At 72.9% G+C, this 16,102-nt stretch carries 11 protein-coding genes; 6 read left to right on the forward strand and 5 right to left on the reverse strand.

Translation table 11 applies throughout. From position 1 onward, the window contains the following. Positions 1-45: 45 nt before the first annotated feature. Positions 46-390: a helix-turn-helix transcriptional regulator gene (locus ACZ4O3_RS08165; protein WP_467721618.1), complete on the forward strand. Its 345-nt coding sequence runs from the start codon at positions 46-48 to the stop codon at positions 388-390. A 353-nt stretch (positions 391-743) separates the two neighbouring features. Here ACZ4O3_RS08165 and ACZ4O3_RS08170 read toward each other — a convergent pair whose 3' ends face one another. Further along, entirely contained in the window at positions 744-947 is a 204-nt protein-coding gene (locus tag ACZ4O3_RS08170; protein ID WP_362721333.1) for a hypothetical protein, read from the reverse strand. 130 nt (positions 948-1,077) lie between these two features. On the opposite strand from ACZ4O3_RS08170, the gene ACZ4O3_RS08175 reads away from it, so the two are divergent. Further along, on the forward strand, positions 1,078-3,186 hold the full coding sequence (locus tag ACZ4O3_RS08175) for a SpoIIE family protein phosphatase (RefSeq protein WP_467721619.1): 2,109 nt from the start codon (positions 1,078-1,080) through the stop codon (positions 3,184-3,186). Between the two features lie 288 nt (positions 3,187-3,474). Here ACZ4O3_RS08175 and ACZ4O3_RS08180 read toward each other — a convergent pair whose 3' ends face one another. Genes ACZ4O3_RS08180 through ACZ4O3_RS08195 form a run of 4 tightly spaced genes read right to left on the reverse strand, consistent with a single transcriptional unit; the run spans position 3,475 to position 8,304 of the window. Continuing rightward, positions 3,475-4,494 carry a DUF5914 domain-containing protein gene (locus ACZ4O3_RS08180; protein WP_467721620.1) on the reverse strand — a complete coding sequence of 340 codons (1,020 nt, stop codon included), beginning with the start codon at positions 4,492-4,494 and terminating at the stop codon, positions 3,475-3,477. After that, positions 4,491-5,507, reverse strand: a complete 1,017-nt coding sequence (locus tag ACZ4O3_RS08185; RefSeq protein WP_467721621.1) for a phytoene/squalene synthase family protein — start codon at positions 5,505-5,507, stop codon at positions 4,491-4,493. The genes ACZ4O3_RS08180 and ACZ4O3_RS08185 overlap by 4 nt, the downstream gene beginning before the upstream one ends. Further along, on the reverse strand, positions 5,504-7,042 hold the full coding sequence (gene crtI / locus ACZ4O3_RS08190; protein ID WP_467721622.1) for a phytoene desaturase family protein: 1,539 nt from the start codon (positions 7,040-7,042) through the stop codon (positions 5,504-5,506). The genes ACZ4O3_RS08185 and crtI overlap by 4 nt, the downstream gene beginning before the upstream one ends. After that, positions 7,039-8,304 carry a polyprenyl synthetase family protein gene (locus ACZ4O3_RS08195; protein ID WP_467721623.1) on the reverse strand — a complete coding sequence of 422 codons (1,266 nt, stop codon included), beginning with the start codon at positions 8,302-8,304 and terminating at the stop codon, positions 7,039-7,041. Before ACZ4O3_RS08195 ends, crtI begins: the two co-directional genes overlap by 4 nt. A 248-nt stretch (positions 8,305-8,552) precedes the next feature. Here ACZ4O3_RS08195 and ACZ4O3_RS08200 point away from each other — a divergent pair, with 248 nt between their 5' ends. The 4 genes from ACZ4O3_RS08200 to ACZ4O3_RS08215 all read left to right on the forward strand — a co-directional run bounded on the left by ACZ4O3_RS08200 (position 8,553) and on the right by ACZ4O3_RS08215 (position 15,925). Then, a complete protein-coding gene (locus tag ACZ4O3_RS08200) occupies positions 8,553-9,749 on the forward strand; it encodes a lycopene cyclase family protein (protein ID WP_467721624.1) in 1,197 nt (398 codons plus the stop codon). Positions 9,750-9,820: 71 nt separating this feature from the next. After that, positions 9,821-10,555, forward strand: coding sequence for a class I SAM-dependent methyltransferase (locus ACZ4O3_RS08205; protein WP_467721625.1), 735 nt, complete (start codon positions 9,821-9,823; stop codon positions 10,553-10,555). Beyond that, positions 10,552-12,153 carry an FAD-dependent oxidoreductase gene (locus tag ACZ4O3_RS08210; protein WP_467721626.1) on the forward strand — a complete coding sequence of 534 codons (1,602 nt, stop codon included), beginning with the start codon at positions 10,552-10,554 and terminating at the stop codon, positions 12,151-12,153. Before ACZ4O3_RS08205 ends, ACZ4O3_RS08210 begins: the two co-directional genes overlap by 4 nt. A gap of 475 nt (positions 12,154-12,628) precedes the next feature. Further along, positions 12,629-15,925 (forward strand): TIM-barrel domain-containing protein, encoded by a 3,297-nt coding sequence (locus tag ACZ4O3_RS08215; RefSeq protein WP_467721627.1) that lies wholly within the window; start codon positions 12,629-12,631, stop codon positions 15,923-15,925. Positions 15,926-16,102 lie beyond the last annotated feature (177 nt).

Genomic DNA, 16,102 nt, shown 5'->3' on the forward strand with positions numbered 1-16,102 from the left:
ATTCGCCTCTTTGAAGACGTGAATCGGTCTCGTAGTGTTGAGGGCATGGACCGAGCGCCAGAGCCGTATGCAGGCTGGACCTTCTTGACCAATCACGCCCGGGTGCTGGCTGCCATCGCCGCCGACAACACCATCCGTGTCCGCGACATCGCCGTCCGCTGCCGGCTCACCGAACGAGCAGTACAAAAGATCATCACCGACCTGGAGGTAGGCGGCTACCTCACCCATGTCAGAGAAGGCCGCTCCAACGTCTACCGCATCCCTCCCGGTACATTTCTTCGTCATCCCGCCGACGCCCCGGCAACCGTCGCGGACCTGCTGACGCTCCTTGACCACCACGAATCCGCACGCCCCGTCGAGACTCCGGCCGACGCGCGCCAGGACCACTGACCGGGGATATCTGCGAGCCGACCGGGACCGAGCCCGCGGACGACACAGCCGCCGGCCCTGCTTGGGCCTCGGGGCGGCGTGCCTCGCCGCCGGCTGCGAGCTCCACGCCCGCGGGGTACCCCTGCACGACCTTTCACGCAGGTGCCGGGGCCGCCGCCCGCTGCCACCGACCTGACCCCACCGGGTCGGCGGCCTGGCTGCGGTCGACGCGATCGAGCTCGGCCCCATCGGCAGGTGGGGATTTCGGGCGGGGTGCCGCTGCCGAGGAAGTCTCGGGCGCAGCCTTCGGCGACGCGGAGGCCGAAGACTTCCGGTCCGGAGGGGCGGTGGCGCCCGTCGACTCCGCGGCCGCGTCACCCGTGGCCGACGAGAATGCCTCGGCCGGGTGGGTCACTGCGTTTGGTGAGGGTGAGCCGCATGCCGGTGCCGGTGACCTCTTTGAAGATGCGGCCCTGCGGGGTGATCTCCACGGTGGTGCCGCGGACGATGCGGCGTCCCCGCTCGGCAGGTTCGGTGTCACGGCCAGGTAGCGGATGCCCGTTCTCGGGGAGGGCCATGAGATGCCGCGTATGCCTTGGATGCCAACGCTCGCCGACGCGCGCGAGGGGGCAGAATATGGCTTTGTGGGTGTATCGGAACCAGGATCAACGTCTCCGGGGGCCACGGTGGGCGGGAGGGATAAATGCCATGAGCCCAGCACGACAGGGGCCGGATCATGACGATCGCCCGGAGGGTGTGGCGTCCGAACCGAGTCCGCTCCTTGATCTGCTGGGTGTCGCTGCGGTGCTGCTGGAGGCCGACGGCCGGATCGACATGTGGAGTCCGCAGGCCGACGAACTGTTCGGCTATGCCCGTGGCGAGGCGGTGGGGCAGTACGCGGCGAACCTCCTGCTCGACCCGGAGCACCGGGACGCGGCGATCGCGCTGTTCGCCGAGGTGATGCTGACGGGCCGGCCGTGGGCCGGGCCGTTCCCCATCCGGCACAAGGACGGCAGTACGCGCCTGGTGGAGTTCCGCAACATGCGGCTGACGGACCACCTGGGCGATCACTATGCGCTGGGGCTCGCCAGTGACCGGTCCAACTTGCTGCAGCTGGAGCGGAAGCTCGCTCTGTCCGACCGGCTGGTCAGCCAGGCGCCGATCGGGCTGTCCGTCCTCGACACCGACCTGCGGTATCTGGCTGTCAACCCGGCCCTCGCGTCCATGCACGACGTGTCGGAGGCCGATCACCTCGGCCGGAGGTTCGGGGAGGTCCTGCCCGGCGAACCGTTCCTCAGCGCGGAGGACTGCATGCGGGAGGTCCTGGAGACCGGTGTCCCGGTGGTGGACCGGCAACTGGTGAGCCAGGCGCCCGGCAGCCCGGACCAGGAGCGCGCCTGGACCATGTCGTTGTACCGGCTGGAAGACAGCGGAGGGCATGTTCTGGGCATCGCCAACGTCGTTGTGGACATCACCGACCGGTACCGGGTGGCGAAGAAGGCCGACCGCGCACAGCAGCGCCTGCGACTGATCGCGGGCAGCTCGGCACGGATCGGCACGACCCTGGAGGTGGACACGACGGCGCGGGAACTGGCCGACGTCGTCGTCCCCGACCTGGCCGACATGGTCGCGGTGGACCTGCTGGACTCCGTCCTGCAAACGGGCCGTACGGACGTCGGGGGCGGCCTGGCCGTCTTCCGGGCCCTTGCGGTCAAAACGGCCTACCCGACGGGCGCTGCCGAGGCGATCGTGGCCCCCGGGCGCCTGACGACCTACCACACCGACCATCCGGCAACGCACTGCGTCCGCACCGGTGAGCCGGTGCTCATCACCCATCTGAAAAGCGGCGACGTCTCGCGTATCGCCGAGAACGAGCACACCGCCCGGCTTCTCGCACAGGCTGGTGTCCACAGCGACATGGCTGTGCCCCTCATCGCCCGGGGCCAGATCATCGGCGTCATGAGCATGGCTCGGGCGCGCAATCCGCACCCCTTCGACGAGGACGACCTCGCCCTTGCCTGCGAGCTGGCCTCGTCGGCCGCCCTCAGCATCGACAACGCCGTCCTGCACCAGCACATCCGCAGCACCGCCGAGACGCTGCAGCGCACTCTGCTGCCCCAGCTCTGCCCCGAGCATCCGGGGCTGGAGGTCGCCGCCCGGTACCGGCCCGCACAAGCCTTCAGTGAGGTGGGGGGCGACTGGTTCGACGTGATCCCTCTCGACGGTAACCGGACGGCGCTCGTAGTGGGCGACGTCATGGGCAGCGGCATCTCCGCCGCGACCACCATGGGCCGCCTGCGCACCGCCACCTCGACCCTCGCCGACCTCGACCTCGACCCCGCCCGGATCCTCACCCACCTCGACAAGGTCATCCAAGGGCTGGACCCGTACCTTGCCACCTGCGTGTACGCCATCTACGACCCGCAGGACTGTCGCCTGCACGTGGCCAGTGCCGGCCACCTCCCGCCGGTCCTCAAGCGCGCCGGCGGCGGAGCCGAACTCCTCGAGCTGCCCACGGGCACGCCGCTGGGAGTCGGCGGCGTGCCGTTCGAGACCACGACCATCGACCTGCGCGCCGGCGACCAGCTGATCCTGTACACCGACGGGCTGGTCGAGACCCGTGACGACCCCATCGACGAGCGTCTCGACGACCTCCTCCGCCTGCTGTCGCCGTCGGACCTCTCCATCGAGGACACCTGCGACCGACTGCTCGAGCAACTCAGGGCCCCCGCCAGCCACGACGACGTGGCTCTGCTGATCGCCCGCACACAATCACTGACGGGCAACTGCCCGCCGGCACCGACACGCCCCGCATAGGCCGGTGTACGCCACCCGCCACATGCCACAACGCTGCATGCGCCCCACGGCAGGCGCCGTTGTCACGTATCACCGCCGTCATGGGGGGCGCCCACCGCGGCCGGGCTCGGCGCCGGAAGCGGACCGGAGGATGCGGGCGCAGGGCGGGCGCCCGACGGTTCACCCGCGGCACAGCACCGCCCGATCGCCCGTCCAAGCCCCCGCACCCAGCCGGTCGCGGAGTGGCGGCACGCTACGGACCTGGGCGCTGTCCCACACCCTGCTCTCCACCGCCGGTGTGACGCCGGCTCAGCCCGGGAACCGGCCGCTAGACCGCAGGGACCAGCGGCGTTCGGCGTAGGCCAGGTCGTCGCGCCAGAGGCGGCCCGCGGCCCGGCGGACCAGCGGAGCCAGCAGCGGGCCGACGCGGCGCATGAGGGCGAATCCCGGGCGTCCGGACGCGGCCACGACGGCTTCGACCACGGCGGTGCGCGGGGTACCCGTCGCGTCGGCACCCAAGGGGGTCGCGTGCGTCTCCACGACGGAGCCCTCGCCCTCACCGTCGGTGATCCGCATGACGACGGTGCGCGGTCCGGGTGCGGTGAACTCGGCGCGTACGGGCACGATGAGCCGTCCGGCGACCTTGAAGGAGACGTCGACCGTGAAGGCGTCCGGGACCGCCGGTTCGTCCGGCGGGCGGGGGGTGCTGACGACAGTGAGGTCGACGAAGGAGTACGGGTGGAACCAGGCGCCGTGCCAGGGGTCGAGGCGGTTGGCCACCACATCCTCCGGCTTGCAGCGCCCGCTCCCTGTGTAGACGGCGACCAGCGCGTGGTCGGGGTCGGGGCGGACCGGCACCGTCGGCACGGCGGTGGGTTCCTCTCCGCCCACGTCGTCCAGGCGTACCCAGAGCAGCACCCCGTCGTCGTGGGCGGGCCAGGGCTCCCAGCCGGCGGACGGGGCCCCGTCGAGGGCCAGTCCGTGCCAGTGGCACACCAAGGTGCCGCAGCGCACCGGGCTGTCGCGCAGCGGCGCACCCAGGTGGGGGCAGACGCCGGGTCCGGCGACCAGGTCGCCGCGCTGGTCGCGCCAGAGCACCACCTCGTGTCCTTCGACGGTACGGGCCACGGGCCGGTCAGCACGCAGGTCGCGGGAGGCGGCGACGACGTACCAGTTGCCGCTTGGCCGGGCCTGCGCCCGCTTGAGGGCATCGGCGATCAGCGCGGGCCGTGCCTCGCGCCAGGTGGGGCGCTGGCGTTCCCAGGCGACGGGGGCGCGGCGCAGGCGCAGAGGGAGACGGCCGCGCCTGGGGGGTCCGGCGGGTGTCACATGACCTCCCTGGCGCGGGCGGACGGCGGAGCGGTGGTGTCGGGGGTGTCCGGCGGCCGTCGGCGGGTGGCGAGGCGCGCCGCCGTGACCCGGAGCATGCCGTTGGCGGCGGTGAGCGCGCGGCGGCGGCGGGGCACGACCGCGCGGCGGTGCAGCACCGCCCAGCCGTCGGCGGCGACGGCGTCCAGGATGCCGCGGTAGAGGACGAACGCCGTGCGGATGCAGGGCCGGGTGACGGGGTCGAGCAGGGGCACGCCGGGGGCCGCGCGGTCGTAGGCGGCGCGGGTGAGGGCCTCGAACGCGCGGAGCGCGGCGACGACGCGGGTGTCGGTGCGGCCGGTGTCCCGGCAGTGGCGCAGCAGGCCGCGGTCGACGCCGTGCGCGGCGAGCAGGTCCTGGGGGACGTAGATCCGCCCGCGGTCGAGGTCCTCACCGACGTCCCGCAGGAAGTTGGTCAGTTGGAAGGCGACGCCGAGTTCGGCCGCGTACGGCGCGGCCTCCTCCTGGGGGGCGACGGTGCCGAGCACGGGCAGCATCTGGAGGCCGATCACGGCCGCCGAGCCGTGCATGTAGGCGCGCAGGGCGCCGTAGTCGGCGTACTCGGTGACGGTCAGGTCGCTGCGCATCGAACCGAGGAAGTCGGTGAAGTGGCGGTGATCGATGCCGTAGCGGCGGCTGGTGTCGGCGAGGGCGACGGTGACCGGTGCGGCGCCGGTGCCGCCGGCGAGGCCGACGGTGAGGTCGTCGGCCAGCCGGTCGAGGGCGGCGGTCTGCCGTTCCGTTCCGCCGTCGGCGAGCCGGCGCAGGTCGCCGTCGCAGACGTCGACGATGTCGTCCGCGTGGCGGGCGAAGCCGTACAGGGCGTGCACGGCGGGGCGTCGCCCGGGCGGGAGCAGTCGGGTGGCGAGGAAGTAGGTGCGGCCATGGCGTGCGTTGAGCCGGCGGCAGTGGGTGTAGGCATCACGCAGCCTCGGCTCCGTGATGCCGGCGGCGTCCAGTTCGCGGGCCGTCATCGTCGGGCTCCTCGTGTCATGGGGGTGGTCCGGACGGTGGTGGCGGCCCGCGTGCGCGGCCCGGTGATGCGGGCGGCCGCCAGCATTCCCGAAAGCAGGACGGGGGGTACGCCGACGCCGGGGGTGGTGCCGCACCCGGCGAGGACGGCGTTGGTGGTGCCGCGTACCAGGTTGCGGGGGCGGAACGGGCCGGTCTGGCCGAAGGTGTGCGCGGCGGAGAACGGGGTTCCTGCGGCGTGTCCGAGCCCGCTCCAGTCGGCGGGGGTGACCAGGCATTCGGTGGTGATGGCCGAGGCGATGCCGGTCAGGCCCCTGCGGTCCAGTTCGCGCAGCAGGCTGTCGCGGTAGCGGGGGGCCAGGCTGGGCCAGTCGACGGCGTCGGGGCCGATGTCGGTGTTGGGGCAGGGGGCGAGGACGTAGTGCAGGTGGCGGCCGGGCGGGGCGAGGCCGGGGTCGGTTGCGGTGGGCCGGGTGATCAGGAGTGAGGGGTCGCTCATGAGCTCGCCGGTGCGGGTGAGCTGGCGGAAGGTGCCTCGCCAGGCGTGGCCGAAGGACAGGGTGTGGTGGGCCAGTTCGGGCCAGGTGCGGTCGCAGCCGGCGTGCAGGACGACGGCGGAGGGGGCGTGCCGCAGGCGCATGGGGCGGCGCGGGGCGCGGCCCAGCAGGCGGTACGTCACCGGTAGGTCGGGGGTGAGGACGACGGCGTCGCAGGGGATGGGTTCGTCGTCGGTGAGGACGGCCGAGACCCGGTCGCCGGTCCGTTCGAGGCCGGTCACCTGCTGCCCGTACCGGAACTCCGCCCCCGCCTCGGCGGCGGCTTCGGCCATCGCCCGGGGCAGCGCGTACATGCCGCCGCGCGGGAAGTACACCCCGGCGATGGTGTCCATGAATGCGATCACGGCGTAGGCGGCCAGAGCCCGTTCGGGCGGGACGCCGGCGTAGAGGGCCTGGAAGGTGAAGACGCGGCGCAGTCGTTCGTCGTGCAGGTGGCGGGCGATGTGTGCCTCCCAGCGGCCGAAGCCGCCGAGGACGGCGAGACGCAGCAGGTCGGGGGAGAGGAGCTGGAAAGGGGAGTCGAAGTCGGCGTCGAGGAAGCGGCCGCGCTCGGTGCGGTACAGCTCGCCCAGCCAGTGACGTAGCCGGTGGTAGCGGGCCGCTTCGGCGCCTCCCGCGAACCGTTCGATCTCCGCCTCCATGGCTGCCGCGTCGGTGTGCACGTCGAGGGTGCTGCCGTCGGCGAAGCGGGCCCGGTAGGCGGGGTGGAGCGGGATGAGGTCGACGCGCTCGCGCAGCGAGGTGCCGACGGCGGCGAACGCCTCGTCGGCGATGTCCGGCATGGTGAGCACGGTGGGGCCGGTGTCGATGAGGTAGCCGCCGAGTTCCAGGCGCCCGGCCCGGCCGCCCGGCCGCGGGTCGCGTTCGACGACGGTCACCCGGCGGCCCGCGCCGAGCAGGTGCAGGGTGGTGGAGAGGCCGGCCAGTCCGGCGCCGACGACCACGACGTGATCGGTGGGTCCCGTTACCGTCCTGGTCACCTGGGTGCCTCCGATCCCGTCGCTGCGGCGGGGGCGGGGGTGAGCAGGGGGCCGTCGGGTCGTGGGCGCGGCCGGGGGGTGCCGGTGATCTCGGCCAGCAGGGCGCGCAGCCGGTCCGCGGGACCGGGTTCGAGGGTGGCCTCGGCGAGATGGCGCAGGGACTGCCGGGCCAGCCGCCCGATCCTCGTCTCCACCAGGTCGCGGGCGCCGGTGGCTTCGAGCACGTCGCGGACGTCGGCGAGTTCACGCGGCGTCAGGTCCGCCCGGCCGACAGCGTGTTCGAGCACGCCGAGCGCGGCCTGGTCGCCGGCCGCGGTGGCCCGGGCCCGGGCCACCGCCAGCAGGTAGGTGGGTTTGCCCGCGCGCACGTCGCCGCCGCTCGGCTTGCCGGTGGTGGCGGGGTCGGCGAAGACGTCGTCGAGATCGTCGCTCAACTGGAAGGCCAGTCCGGCTGAGCGCCCGGCGAGGCACAGCGTCCAGGTGGTGGCGGTGCCGGCGCCGGCGAGCACCGCCCCGAGTTCCAGCGGGCGTTCTACGGTGTAGAGGGCGCTTTTGAGGCAGGCGGCGCGCAGCGCGCGGCCCACGGTCAGGGCGGAGGTGGCCTGGCCTTGGACGTCGAGGTACTGGCCGGCGACCATCTCGGTGCGCAGGGTGCGCCAGACCTCGTTGAGCCGGTGAGCGGTGTCCCGGGGGAGTCCGGGGTCCAGCATCAGTCGGCCGAGTTCGTCGTCCGCCCAGGCGAGCGCGAGGTCGCCGGCGAGCAGCGCGGCGGACGCGCCGAGCTGGTGGGCCGCGGGCCGTGGCGCCGTGCCGCCGTACTGGGCGGTCACGTCGGCGTGCAGCGCCGGTGCGCCGCGACGGGTGGACGCCTGGTCCATCAGGTCGTCGTGGACCAGGGCACAGGTCTGGATGAGTTCGAGCGCGGCGGCCGTGCGCAGCGCCGCGCGGACCTGGACGGTGTCCTGGCCGCCGCAGGCGCGCAGCGACCACCACACGAGCCGGGCGCGGAACCGGCGGCCGCCGCGCCGGGTGAAGCGCGCGACGCGCTCGGCGATGTCGTCGGCGAACACCGGATCGAGCGTGCGGCAGTCGGCGAGGCGGCCGGTGAGCAGGTCCCGCAACTCCCTGTCGACGGCGCCCGGCACGTCTGCGTCGACGGTGCGCGCGTCGTCCACGCCGTCTGGTCTCTTGGGATCGACCGGGCCGGGCGGCGTGCGGGGTGCCGCTGCCGTGAGGCGGCCGAGCACCTGGGTGGAACGCATCGTGGATCCTCTCGCCGTCCGGAGAGCTGGGCTGCTCGCCCCGAGCTCGCCTGTCCGTCTCGTGTCTGGTCGTCACACATTCCGCTTCGTCGTGACACATTCCGTGCGAGTCACCTCGCCGGATGCGCCGTTCGGTGGACATGCCGGCGCCGGAGGCGGGCGGCGCGACGACACGCTCACGGCTGCATCCACCGGGGCGGTGCGGCGGGAAGACTGGTCGGATCAACGGGCCGGGGAAGGGAGCCGCCGTGGAGGTGGAGTCGGACGTCGCGGTGGTCGGCGCGGGCGCCGCCGGCCTGTCGCTCGCCCTGCTGCTGGCCCGGCCCGCGGCGGGGGCGCGCCCGGTGACGGCGGTGATGCTGGCGGCACCGCCGGGTCCGTTCCGGGCGCCGCGCCGCACCTGGTGCTACTGGGAGGCGGGCGAAGGACCGTACGACGGGGCGCTGACGGCCTCCTGGCAGCGGCTGCGGGTCCGGGCGGTCGACGGGCGGCCGGTGACCGCCGCCATCGAGCCCTGGCGGTACAAAATGCTGGGCTCCGACGCGTTCGAGGAACTGGCCGGCCGGGCGCTGCGGGTGAGTCCGTGGGTGACGGCGGTCGAGGCGGTCGTCGAGAGCGTGGCGGCCGTGCCGGGTGGTGCCCTGGTGCGCGCCCGCAGGGCCGACGGCCGCGAGGTGCGGGTGCGGGCCCGCTGGGTGTTCGACTCGCGTCCGCCGGCCCGGCTGCCGCCGGCCCGCACGACACTGCTGCAGCACTTCCGCGGCTGGTTCGTGCGCACCCGGCGGCCGGTGTTCGACCCCGCGACCGTGGAGTTGATGGACTTCCGTACCCCGCAGCCCACGCACGGGCTGTCGTTCGGCTACGTCCTGCCGACCGGCCCGCACGAGGCGCTGGTGGAGTACACGGAGTTCTCCCGGCGCGTGCTGGACGCGGACGCGTACGACCGTGCGCTGCGGGACTACACGGGCCGGGTCCTGCGGATCGGCGCGCACGAGGTCACCGCGTGCGAGCAGGGCGTGATCCCGATGACGGACGCGCGTTTCCCCCGGCAGGCCGGGGCGTCCGTGTTCCGGATCGGGGCCGCGGCCGGGGCCACCCGGCCCGCGACGGGCTACACGTTCAGCGCGGTGCAGCGCCAGGCGGACGCCGTCGCGGCCGCGCTGCACGCCGGGCGCCACCCGCTTCCGCCGCGCCCGCACTCGGGACGCTCCCGGCTGATGGACGCCGCGTTGCTGTACGCCCTCGACCGTGGCCGGATCGACGGGCCTGCCTTCTTCACCCGCCTGTTCACCCGGGTCTCCGCGCCTCGACTGCTGCGTTTCCTGGACGGTCGCACCAGCCTGCCGGAGGACCTGTCCATCGGCCTGCACGTGCCCGTCACAGCGATGCTCGGCTCGGTCCTCGCCCTGCCCTTCGCCCCGCGCCGAAGTGCCCCGGCCGCGTGAACTCCGCCCCGACGCGGCCCGGCATGGTCCGACCGTACGACCCCCGCCCGACGACCCCTTACGGAGATGGCATGCCCGTACTGCGTGACGCCGACCTGGCCGGCGCGTTCAACCACGCTGCCCGCAGTTACGACACCCTGGTGGCGGCCAACCCCGGCTACCACGCCCATCTGCGCCGCTCCGCCCGGCGGCTCGGCCTGCCCCGTAGCGGTCCGGCCCCGCGCGTCCTGGACCTCGGGTGCGGTACGGGTGCCTCGACGGCGGCGCTGGCCGCCGTGCTGCCGGGCGCGGACATCACCGCCGTCGACGCGTCGGCAGGCATGTTGCGGCGTGCGGCCAGGCGGCCGTGGCCGCGGCCGGTGCGGTTCGTGCACGCGCCGGTGGAAGAACTGGCCGAGGCGGGGGTTCGCGGCCCCTTCGACGCGGTCTTCGCCGCCTACCTGCTGCGCAACACCGCAGACCCGGACGGGGTGTTGGCCGGCGCGTACCGGATGCTCGCCCCGGGCGGCCGGCTGGCGGTGCACGAGTACGCGCTGAGCGGGCGGGCGGCTCACCGCGCGGTGTGGAACACGGTGTGCGGCGGACTGTTGCTGCCGGTCGCCACGCTGCTCGGCGACGGGCCGCTCTACCGGCATCTGTGGCGCAGCGTCGTCACCTTCGACACGGCGGGGCAGCTCGCGCACCGGGTGCGGCGGGCCGGGTTCGAGCGGGTGCGGGTACTGCCGCTGCCGGGCTGGCAGACCGGCATCACCCACACCGTGATCGCCCGCCGTCCGTCGGCCGGCCCGGACGGGGCGGGACGATGACCGCACCGAGTGGCAGGGCCGGGCGTGCCGCCCGCACGCCTCTCGTCGGCCGGGACCGGCTGGCGAGGCTGCTGCCCGCACCACCCGGCGCCGCACGGGCGGAGGGGTCCGACGCGCCGCGCGTGGCGGTCGTCGGCGGTGGCATCGCCGGCCTGACGGCGGCCACCGCCCTGGCCGAACGCGGCGTCCGGGTCACCCTGTACGAACGGGACGCCCAGCTCGGCGGGCGGCTGGCCGGGTGGCGGACACGGCTTACGGACGGGTCCCCGGCCACGATGAGCCGTGGCTTCCACGCCTTCTTCCGGCAGTACTACAACCTCCGGTCCCTGCTGCGGCGCACCGACCCCGCCCTGACCGGTCTGACCCCGCTGCCCGACTACCCGCTGCGGCACGGCAGCGGCCGCCGTGACAGCTTCCGCCACGTGCCGCGCACACCCCCGTGGAGCGCGCTCGGGTTCGTGGCGCTGAGCGAGTCGTTCTCCGTGCGCGACCTGCCCCGGATCCGGCCGCGAGCCGCCCTGCCGCTGCTGGACGTGCGGGTCCCGGACGTGTACGAGCAGCTCGACCACGTCAGCGCCTACGACCTGCTGGACGCGATCCGCTTCCCCGCGGCCGCCCGGCACCTGGCGTTCGAGGTCTTCTCGCGCAGTTTCTTCGCCGATCCGCGCGGGCTGTCGGCCGCGGAGATGGCGCTGATGTTCCACGTCTACTTCCTGGGTTCGTCCGAGGGCCTGCTGTTCGACGTCCCCCGAGAGCCGTTCCCGCAGGCTCTGTGGGACCCGGTCGCCGCACGGCTCGACCTGCTCGGTGCCGGGGTCCGCACGGACATGGCCGTGGACGAGGTCTCCGTGACGCCGGCGGGGGGTTTCACCGTGACCGCCGCGAGCGGTGCCGAGCCCTACGACGCGGTGGTCCTCGCCCTGGACCCGGCGGGGCTGCGTTCGCTGGTGGCCCGTTCGGCCGGGCTGGGCGACGCGCCGTGGCGGGAGCGGGTGGCGCGGCTGCGCAACGCGCCGCCGTTCCTGGTCTCCCGCCTCTGGCTGGACCGGCCGGTACGCGCGGACCGGCCCGGGTTCCTGGGCACCAGCGGGTACGGCGCCCTGGACAACGTGAGCGTGCTCAGCGGTTGGGAGGGCGAGGCCGCCCGGTGGGCCGCCCGCTCGGGCGGTTCGGTGCTCGAACTGCACGCGTACGCCCTGCCCGAGGACGCGGACCGCAAGACCGTGGCCAAGGAACTGCTCGGCGAGCTGCATCGCCTGTACCCGGAGACCCGGCAGGCCGGGGTGGTCGACGCCCGCCACGAGTGGCGGGCCGACTGCCCGCTGTTCCCGGTCGGCGGCCATGGCGACCGGCCGACGGTGGACACGTCCGTGCCAGGCCTGGTCGTCGCCGGCGACACGGTCCGTACCGGTCTGCCGGTGGCACTGATGGAACGGGCGGCCACCAGCGGCTTCCTCGCTGCCAACACACTGCTCGGCCGGTGGGGGCTGCGCGGCCACGACCTGTGGACGGTGCCCGGACAGGGACGCTCCGCAGGACTGCGGTGGGCGGCGCGGCGGTTCGGCGCCGCGCACGGGCAAGACGGGCGGCGGAACTGAGGCCGCGGAGGGACAGCGGCGACAGAGCCATAGGCGGTACGGACGGGCCCGTCCCGCCGGGCAAGGACCCTCGGGGGCCGCCGGTGCCCGCACCCCGGCGAGTCAGGCGAGGTCGTTACCCGACTCGGTGTCCGGCCGGCAGGCACTGCAGGCGGTGAAGCCGTCCGGGACCCGCGGTCCCCCTCGGCCAAGCTTCGGACCAGGCTCGGGCAGCAACGGCTCGACCAGCGGCAACAGTTCATCCGACAGTCCGACACGGCCTGCGCCCGCGACTTTCTCTTCCCACGACCGGACCGACGAGCAACCGAGCCGCCAGTCGCATGATCAGCAGCTTCTGTCGCAGTACTAGATGTATCCACGGCAGGTGTGCTGTGATGCCCCCTGCACATTTTTGCATCGTTGCAACCAGGGTGGGACGTACCCGCACGGGTTCTGTAGGGGTCCTTCACTGGTCACACTGAGAACGGAGTCGCTCATGAGGCCCCTTCGTACGAGACAGTGGTGGGGATTCTCACGCCGATGGACGTCGACCGCTGCCGCTCTGGGCACGGCCGCCGTTGTCACTCTCTCTGGTACGTCGGCCGCGTCGGCCCAAGGCGCAACGGGCACGGCCGGCAACCCCCGGCTGCGGATCCCGTCCGTCACCGCCGGGGAGGCTCGTTTCGAGATACTCTCGCCGACGCTGATCCGCACCGAGTACGCGGGTGACGGCAAGTTCACCGACGCTCCGACCTTCAACGCCATCGGGCGCGGCGCATTCGCCCCCGCCGCCTTCACGGCCGACAGGTCCGACGGCTGGCTGACCATCCGGACCAGCGCTATGACCCTGCGCTATCGGATCGACTCGGGCCAGTTCGACACCGGTAGCCTCTCGGTCGCGGCGACGGCGGGCGGCTCCCCGGTGACCGCCACCCCCTGGCAGCATCTCACCTGCGGTACGGGCCAGTTGTGCGAGGCGGAGAACCTCCGGCCCGACGGGGTTTCGGTGGCCGCCGACCACACCGGCTACACGGGTACGGGCTTCGCCGCGGGATTCCAGAGCACCGGCGGCTCCATCACTTCTGACATCGATGTCAATACCGCGGGGGACTACCAGTTCGGCCTGCGGTACGCCAACTCCCGCGGCGGCGACGGGCAGACGCAGACCCGCACGCTGTCCGTCACCGTGGACGGCGGCAGCCCCCAGACGGTCAGCCTGCCGGCCACGGCGGACTGGGACACCTGGAAGCTCGCGACCGCGCCCCTGCATCTCGCGGCCGGGCATCACACCCTCGCGCTCACCCGGACCGCCGCGGACTCCGGGAACGTCAACGTCGACAGCGTCGCCGTCGTACGCCCCGGCGACCCGTACCCGCCCGTCTCCAGCACGGCCGTGGCCGACTGCCGGTTCGCCGTGAGCTGCGAGGCGGAGGCCGCCCGCACCGGGGGCACCGCCGTCAGGGCCACCGACCACAAGGGATACGCCGGCGGCGGCTTCGTCGCCGAACTGAACCAGGGATCGTCCCTGACCACCCATGTGGTGGGAGTCCCCGCCGACGGCGAGTACACCCTGCACGTGCGCTACGCCAACGGCACCGGCGGCGACGGCCTGCACCGGACACGCACCGCCACGGTCTCCGCGGGCGGCACGAGCGGCACGCTGTCACTTCCCGCCACCGCGGACTGGGACACGTGGGACACCGCCTCCGTCCCCGTCACCCTGAAGGCCGGGGCCGACGACATCACGCTCGGCTGCCCCGAGTCCTCGAGTTGCCACGTGAACGCGGACACCCTCGCGGTCACCACGCCCACCGGCGCCGCACCGCCCCCGCACATCGCCCTCGGTGGCTACCGCCGCGGACTCGACGGCGTGACCGGCAACGGCGGACCCCTCGTCACCACGCCGGGACTGCTCAACCGCGACGGCTGGTACCTGCTCGACGACACGACCTCGGCGCTCTACGACAGCGGCACGGAGAAGGCGACGCCGCGCCCCGGTCACGGCGGCGCCCCGTACCAGGACGGTTACCTGTTCGCGTACGGGCACGACTACAAGCAGGGTCTCGCCGACCTGGCCACGCTCACCGGGCCACCCGCGTTGCTTCCTCAATGGGCCTACGGCGTCTGGTACTCGGAGTACATCGACCGCACCGCCGCGGACTACCGGAACACGATCCTGCCGGCGTTCCGCTCCGAGGGTGTCCCGCTCGACGTGCTGGTCACCGACACGGACTTCAAGGCCGTCAACAGCTGGAGCGGCTGGGAGATGGATCCGGCGAAGTTCCCCGACCCCAAGGGTTTCTTCGACTGGTCCGCCGCCGAGGGCCTGCACAACACCCTCAACGTGCACCCCAGCATCCTCGCGTCCGACCCGCAGTTCGCCCAGGCGCAGGCCACGGCCAAGGGCAAGCTGACGAAGGGCGGTTGCGCCTCCGGTGCCGGGGACGACTGCTACACCTTCGACTTCGGCGACCCCGACCAGCTCAAGGCGTACATGGACCTGCATCGCACGATGGACGAGCAGGGCAACGACTTCTGGTGGCTCGACTGGTGCTGCGACGCGGCCCGTTCGACTCTGCCCGGCGTCACCCCGGACGCCTGGATCAACCAGCAGTACGCGTCCGCCGCCGCGCAGCGTCTCGGGCGCGGATTCGTCCTCTCCCGGGCCTATGGATCGCTCCAGGCCGGAGGTTACAGCGGCCAGCAGGGGCTGCCCACAGGGCCGTGGGCGGACAAGCGCACGACAGTCCACTTCACCGGCGACACCTCGTCCACCTGGGGCACGCTGAAGCTCGAAGTCGGGTACACACCGGGAGAGTCGGCGGCGACCGGCATGGCGGCCATCACCCACGACATCGGCGGCCACAACGACACCACGGGCCTGACCGGCTCGGAGACCTACACCTCCGACGGGAAGACCTACACCACGCACAAGCTCCCCGACGACCTGTACGCCCGCTGGGTCCAGCTGGGCACCTTCCAGCCGATCGACCGGCTGCACAGCAACCACAGCGACCGGCTGCCCTGGCAGTACGGCACGGCGGCGCGGAAGTCGGCGGACAAGTTCCTCAACCTGCGTGAGGCGCTGGTCCCGTACACGTACACGCTCGCCGAGGAGGCCAACAGCACCGGCCTGCCGATCGTCCGCCCGACGTACCTGGAATACCCGGACGAGGAGAAGGCGTACACGACGGCCGACAGCGAGTACTTCTACGGCTCCGACGTCCTGGTCGCCCCCGTCACCACCAGCGGTACGTCGGCCACCACCTCGGTCTGGTTCCCGCCGGGCCAGTGGACGGACTACTTCACCGGCAAGACCTACACCGGCGGTACGACCCAGGACGTCACGACAGGTCTCGACTCGATGCCCGTCTTCGTCAAGGCAGGCGGCATCGTGCCCACCCGGACCCACGACGTTGCCGCGGACGATGCCAGCCCTCTGACCGACGTCACCCTCACCGTCGCCGCCGGGGCCTCCGGATCCACCAGCCTCTACGAAGACGACGGCAAGGCCGTCGGCAAAGCCCACAGCGCCACCACCTTCATCCGCTACAAGGAGTCCGGCGGAGTCCACAAGCTGTCCATCGGCGCGGCCAAGGGAACGTTCCACGGCCAGCCCCGACAGCGCACCTGGACCGTGTCGGTCCGCGGGACGAAGGCACCGGCCCACGTCACGGCCGCCGGCACCACCCTGTCCGCCCACGCCTACACCTGGGACGCCACCACCGACACACTGACGATCACCCTCCCTCGCCACTCCGTCCACACCCCGCTGACAGTCACCTTCCGCTAGGAACCAGCCGGTTCGTCACTGGTCGGTGCGACACGGACCGCAGTTGGTGTCCGCGTGGTTCCAAAACCTGCGTCCATGACCATCGAGGAGTGCCTACCGACGAGTGATCAGCCCCTGTCTGGCCCGCCACCCATATCCGCTGTGGTGACGGGCCAGACGACGGATCACCGAGGAAGA

This window comes from Streptomyces sp. NPDC026515 (assembly GCF_055567595.1).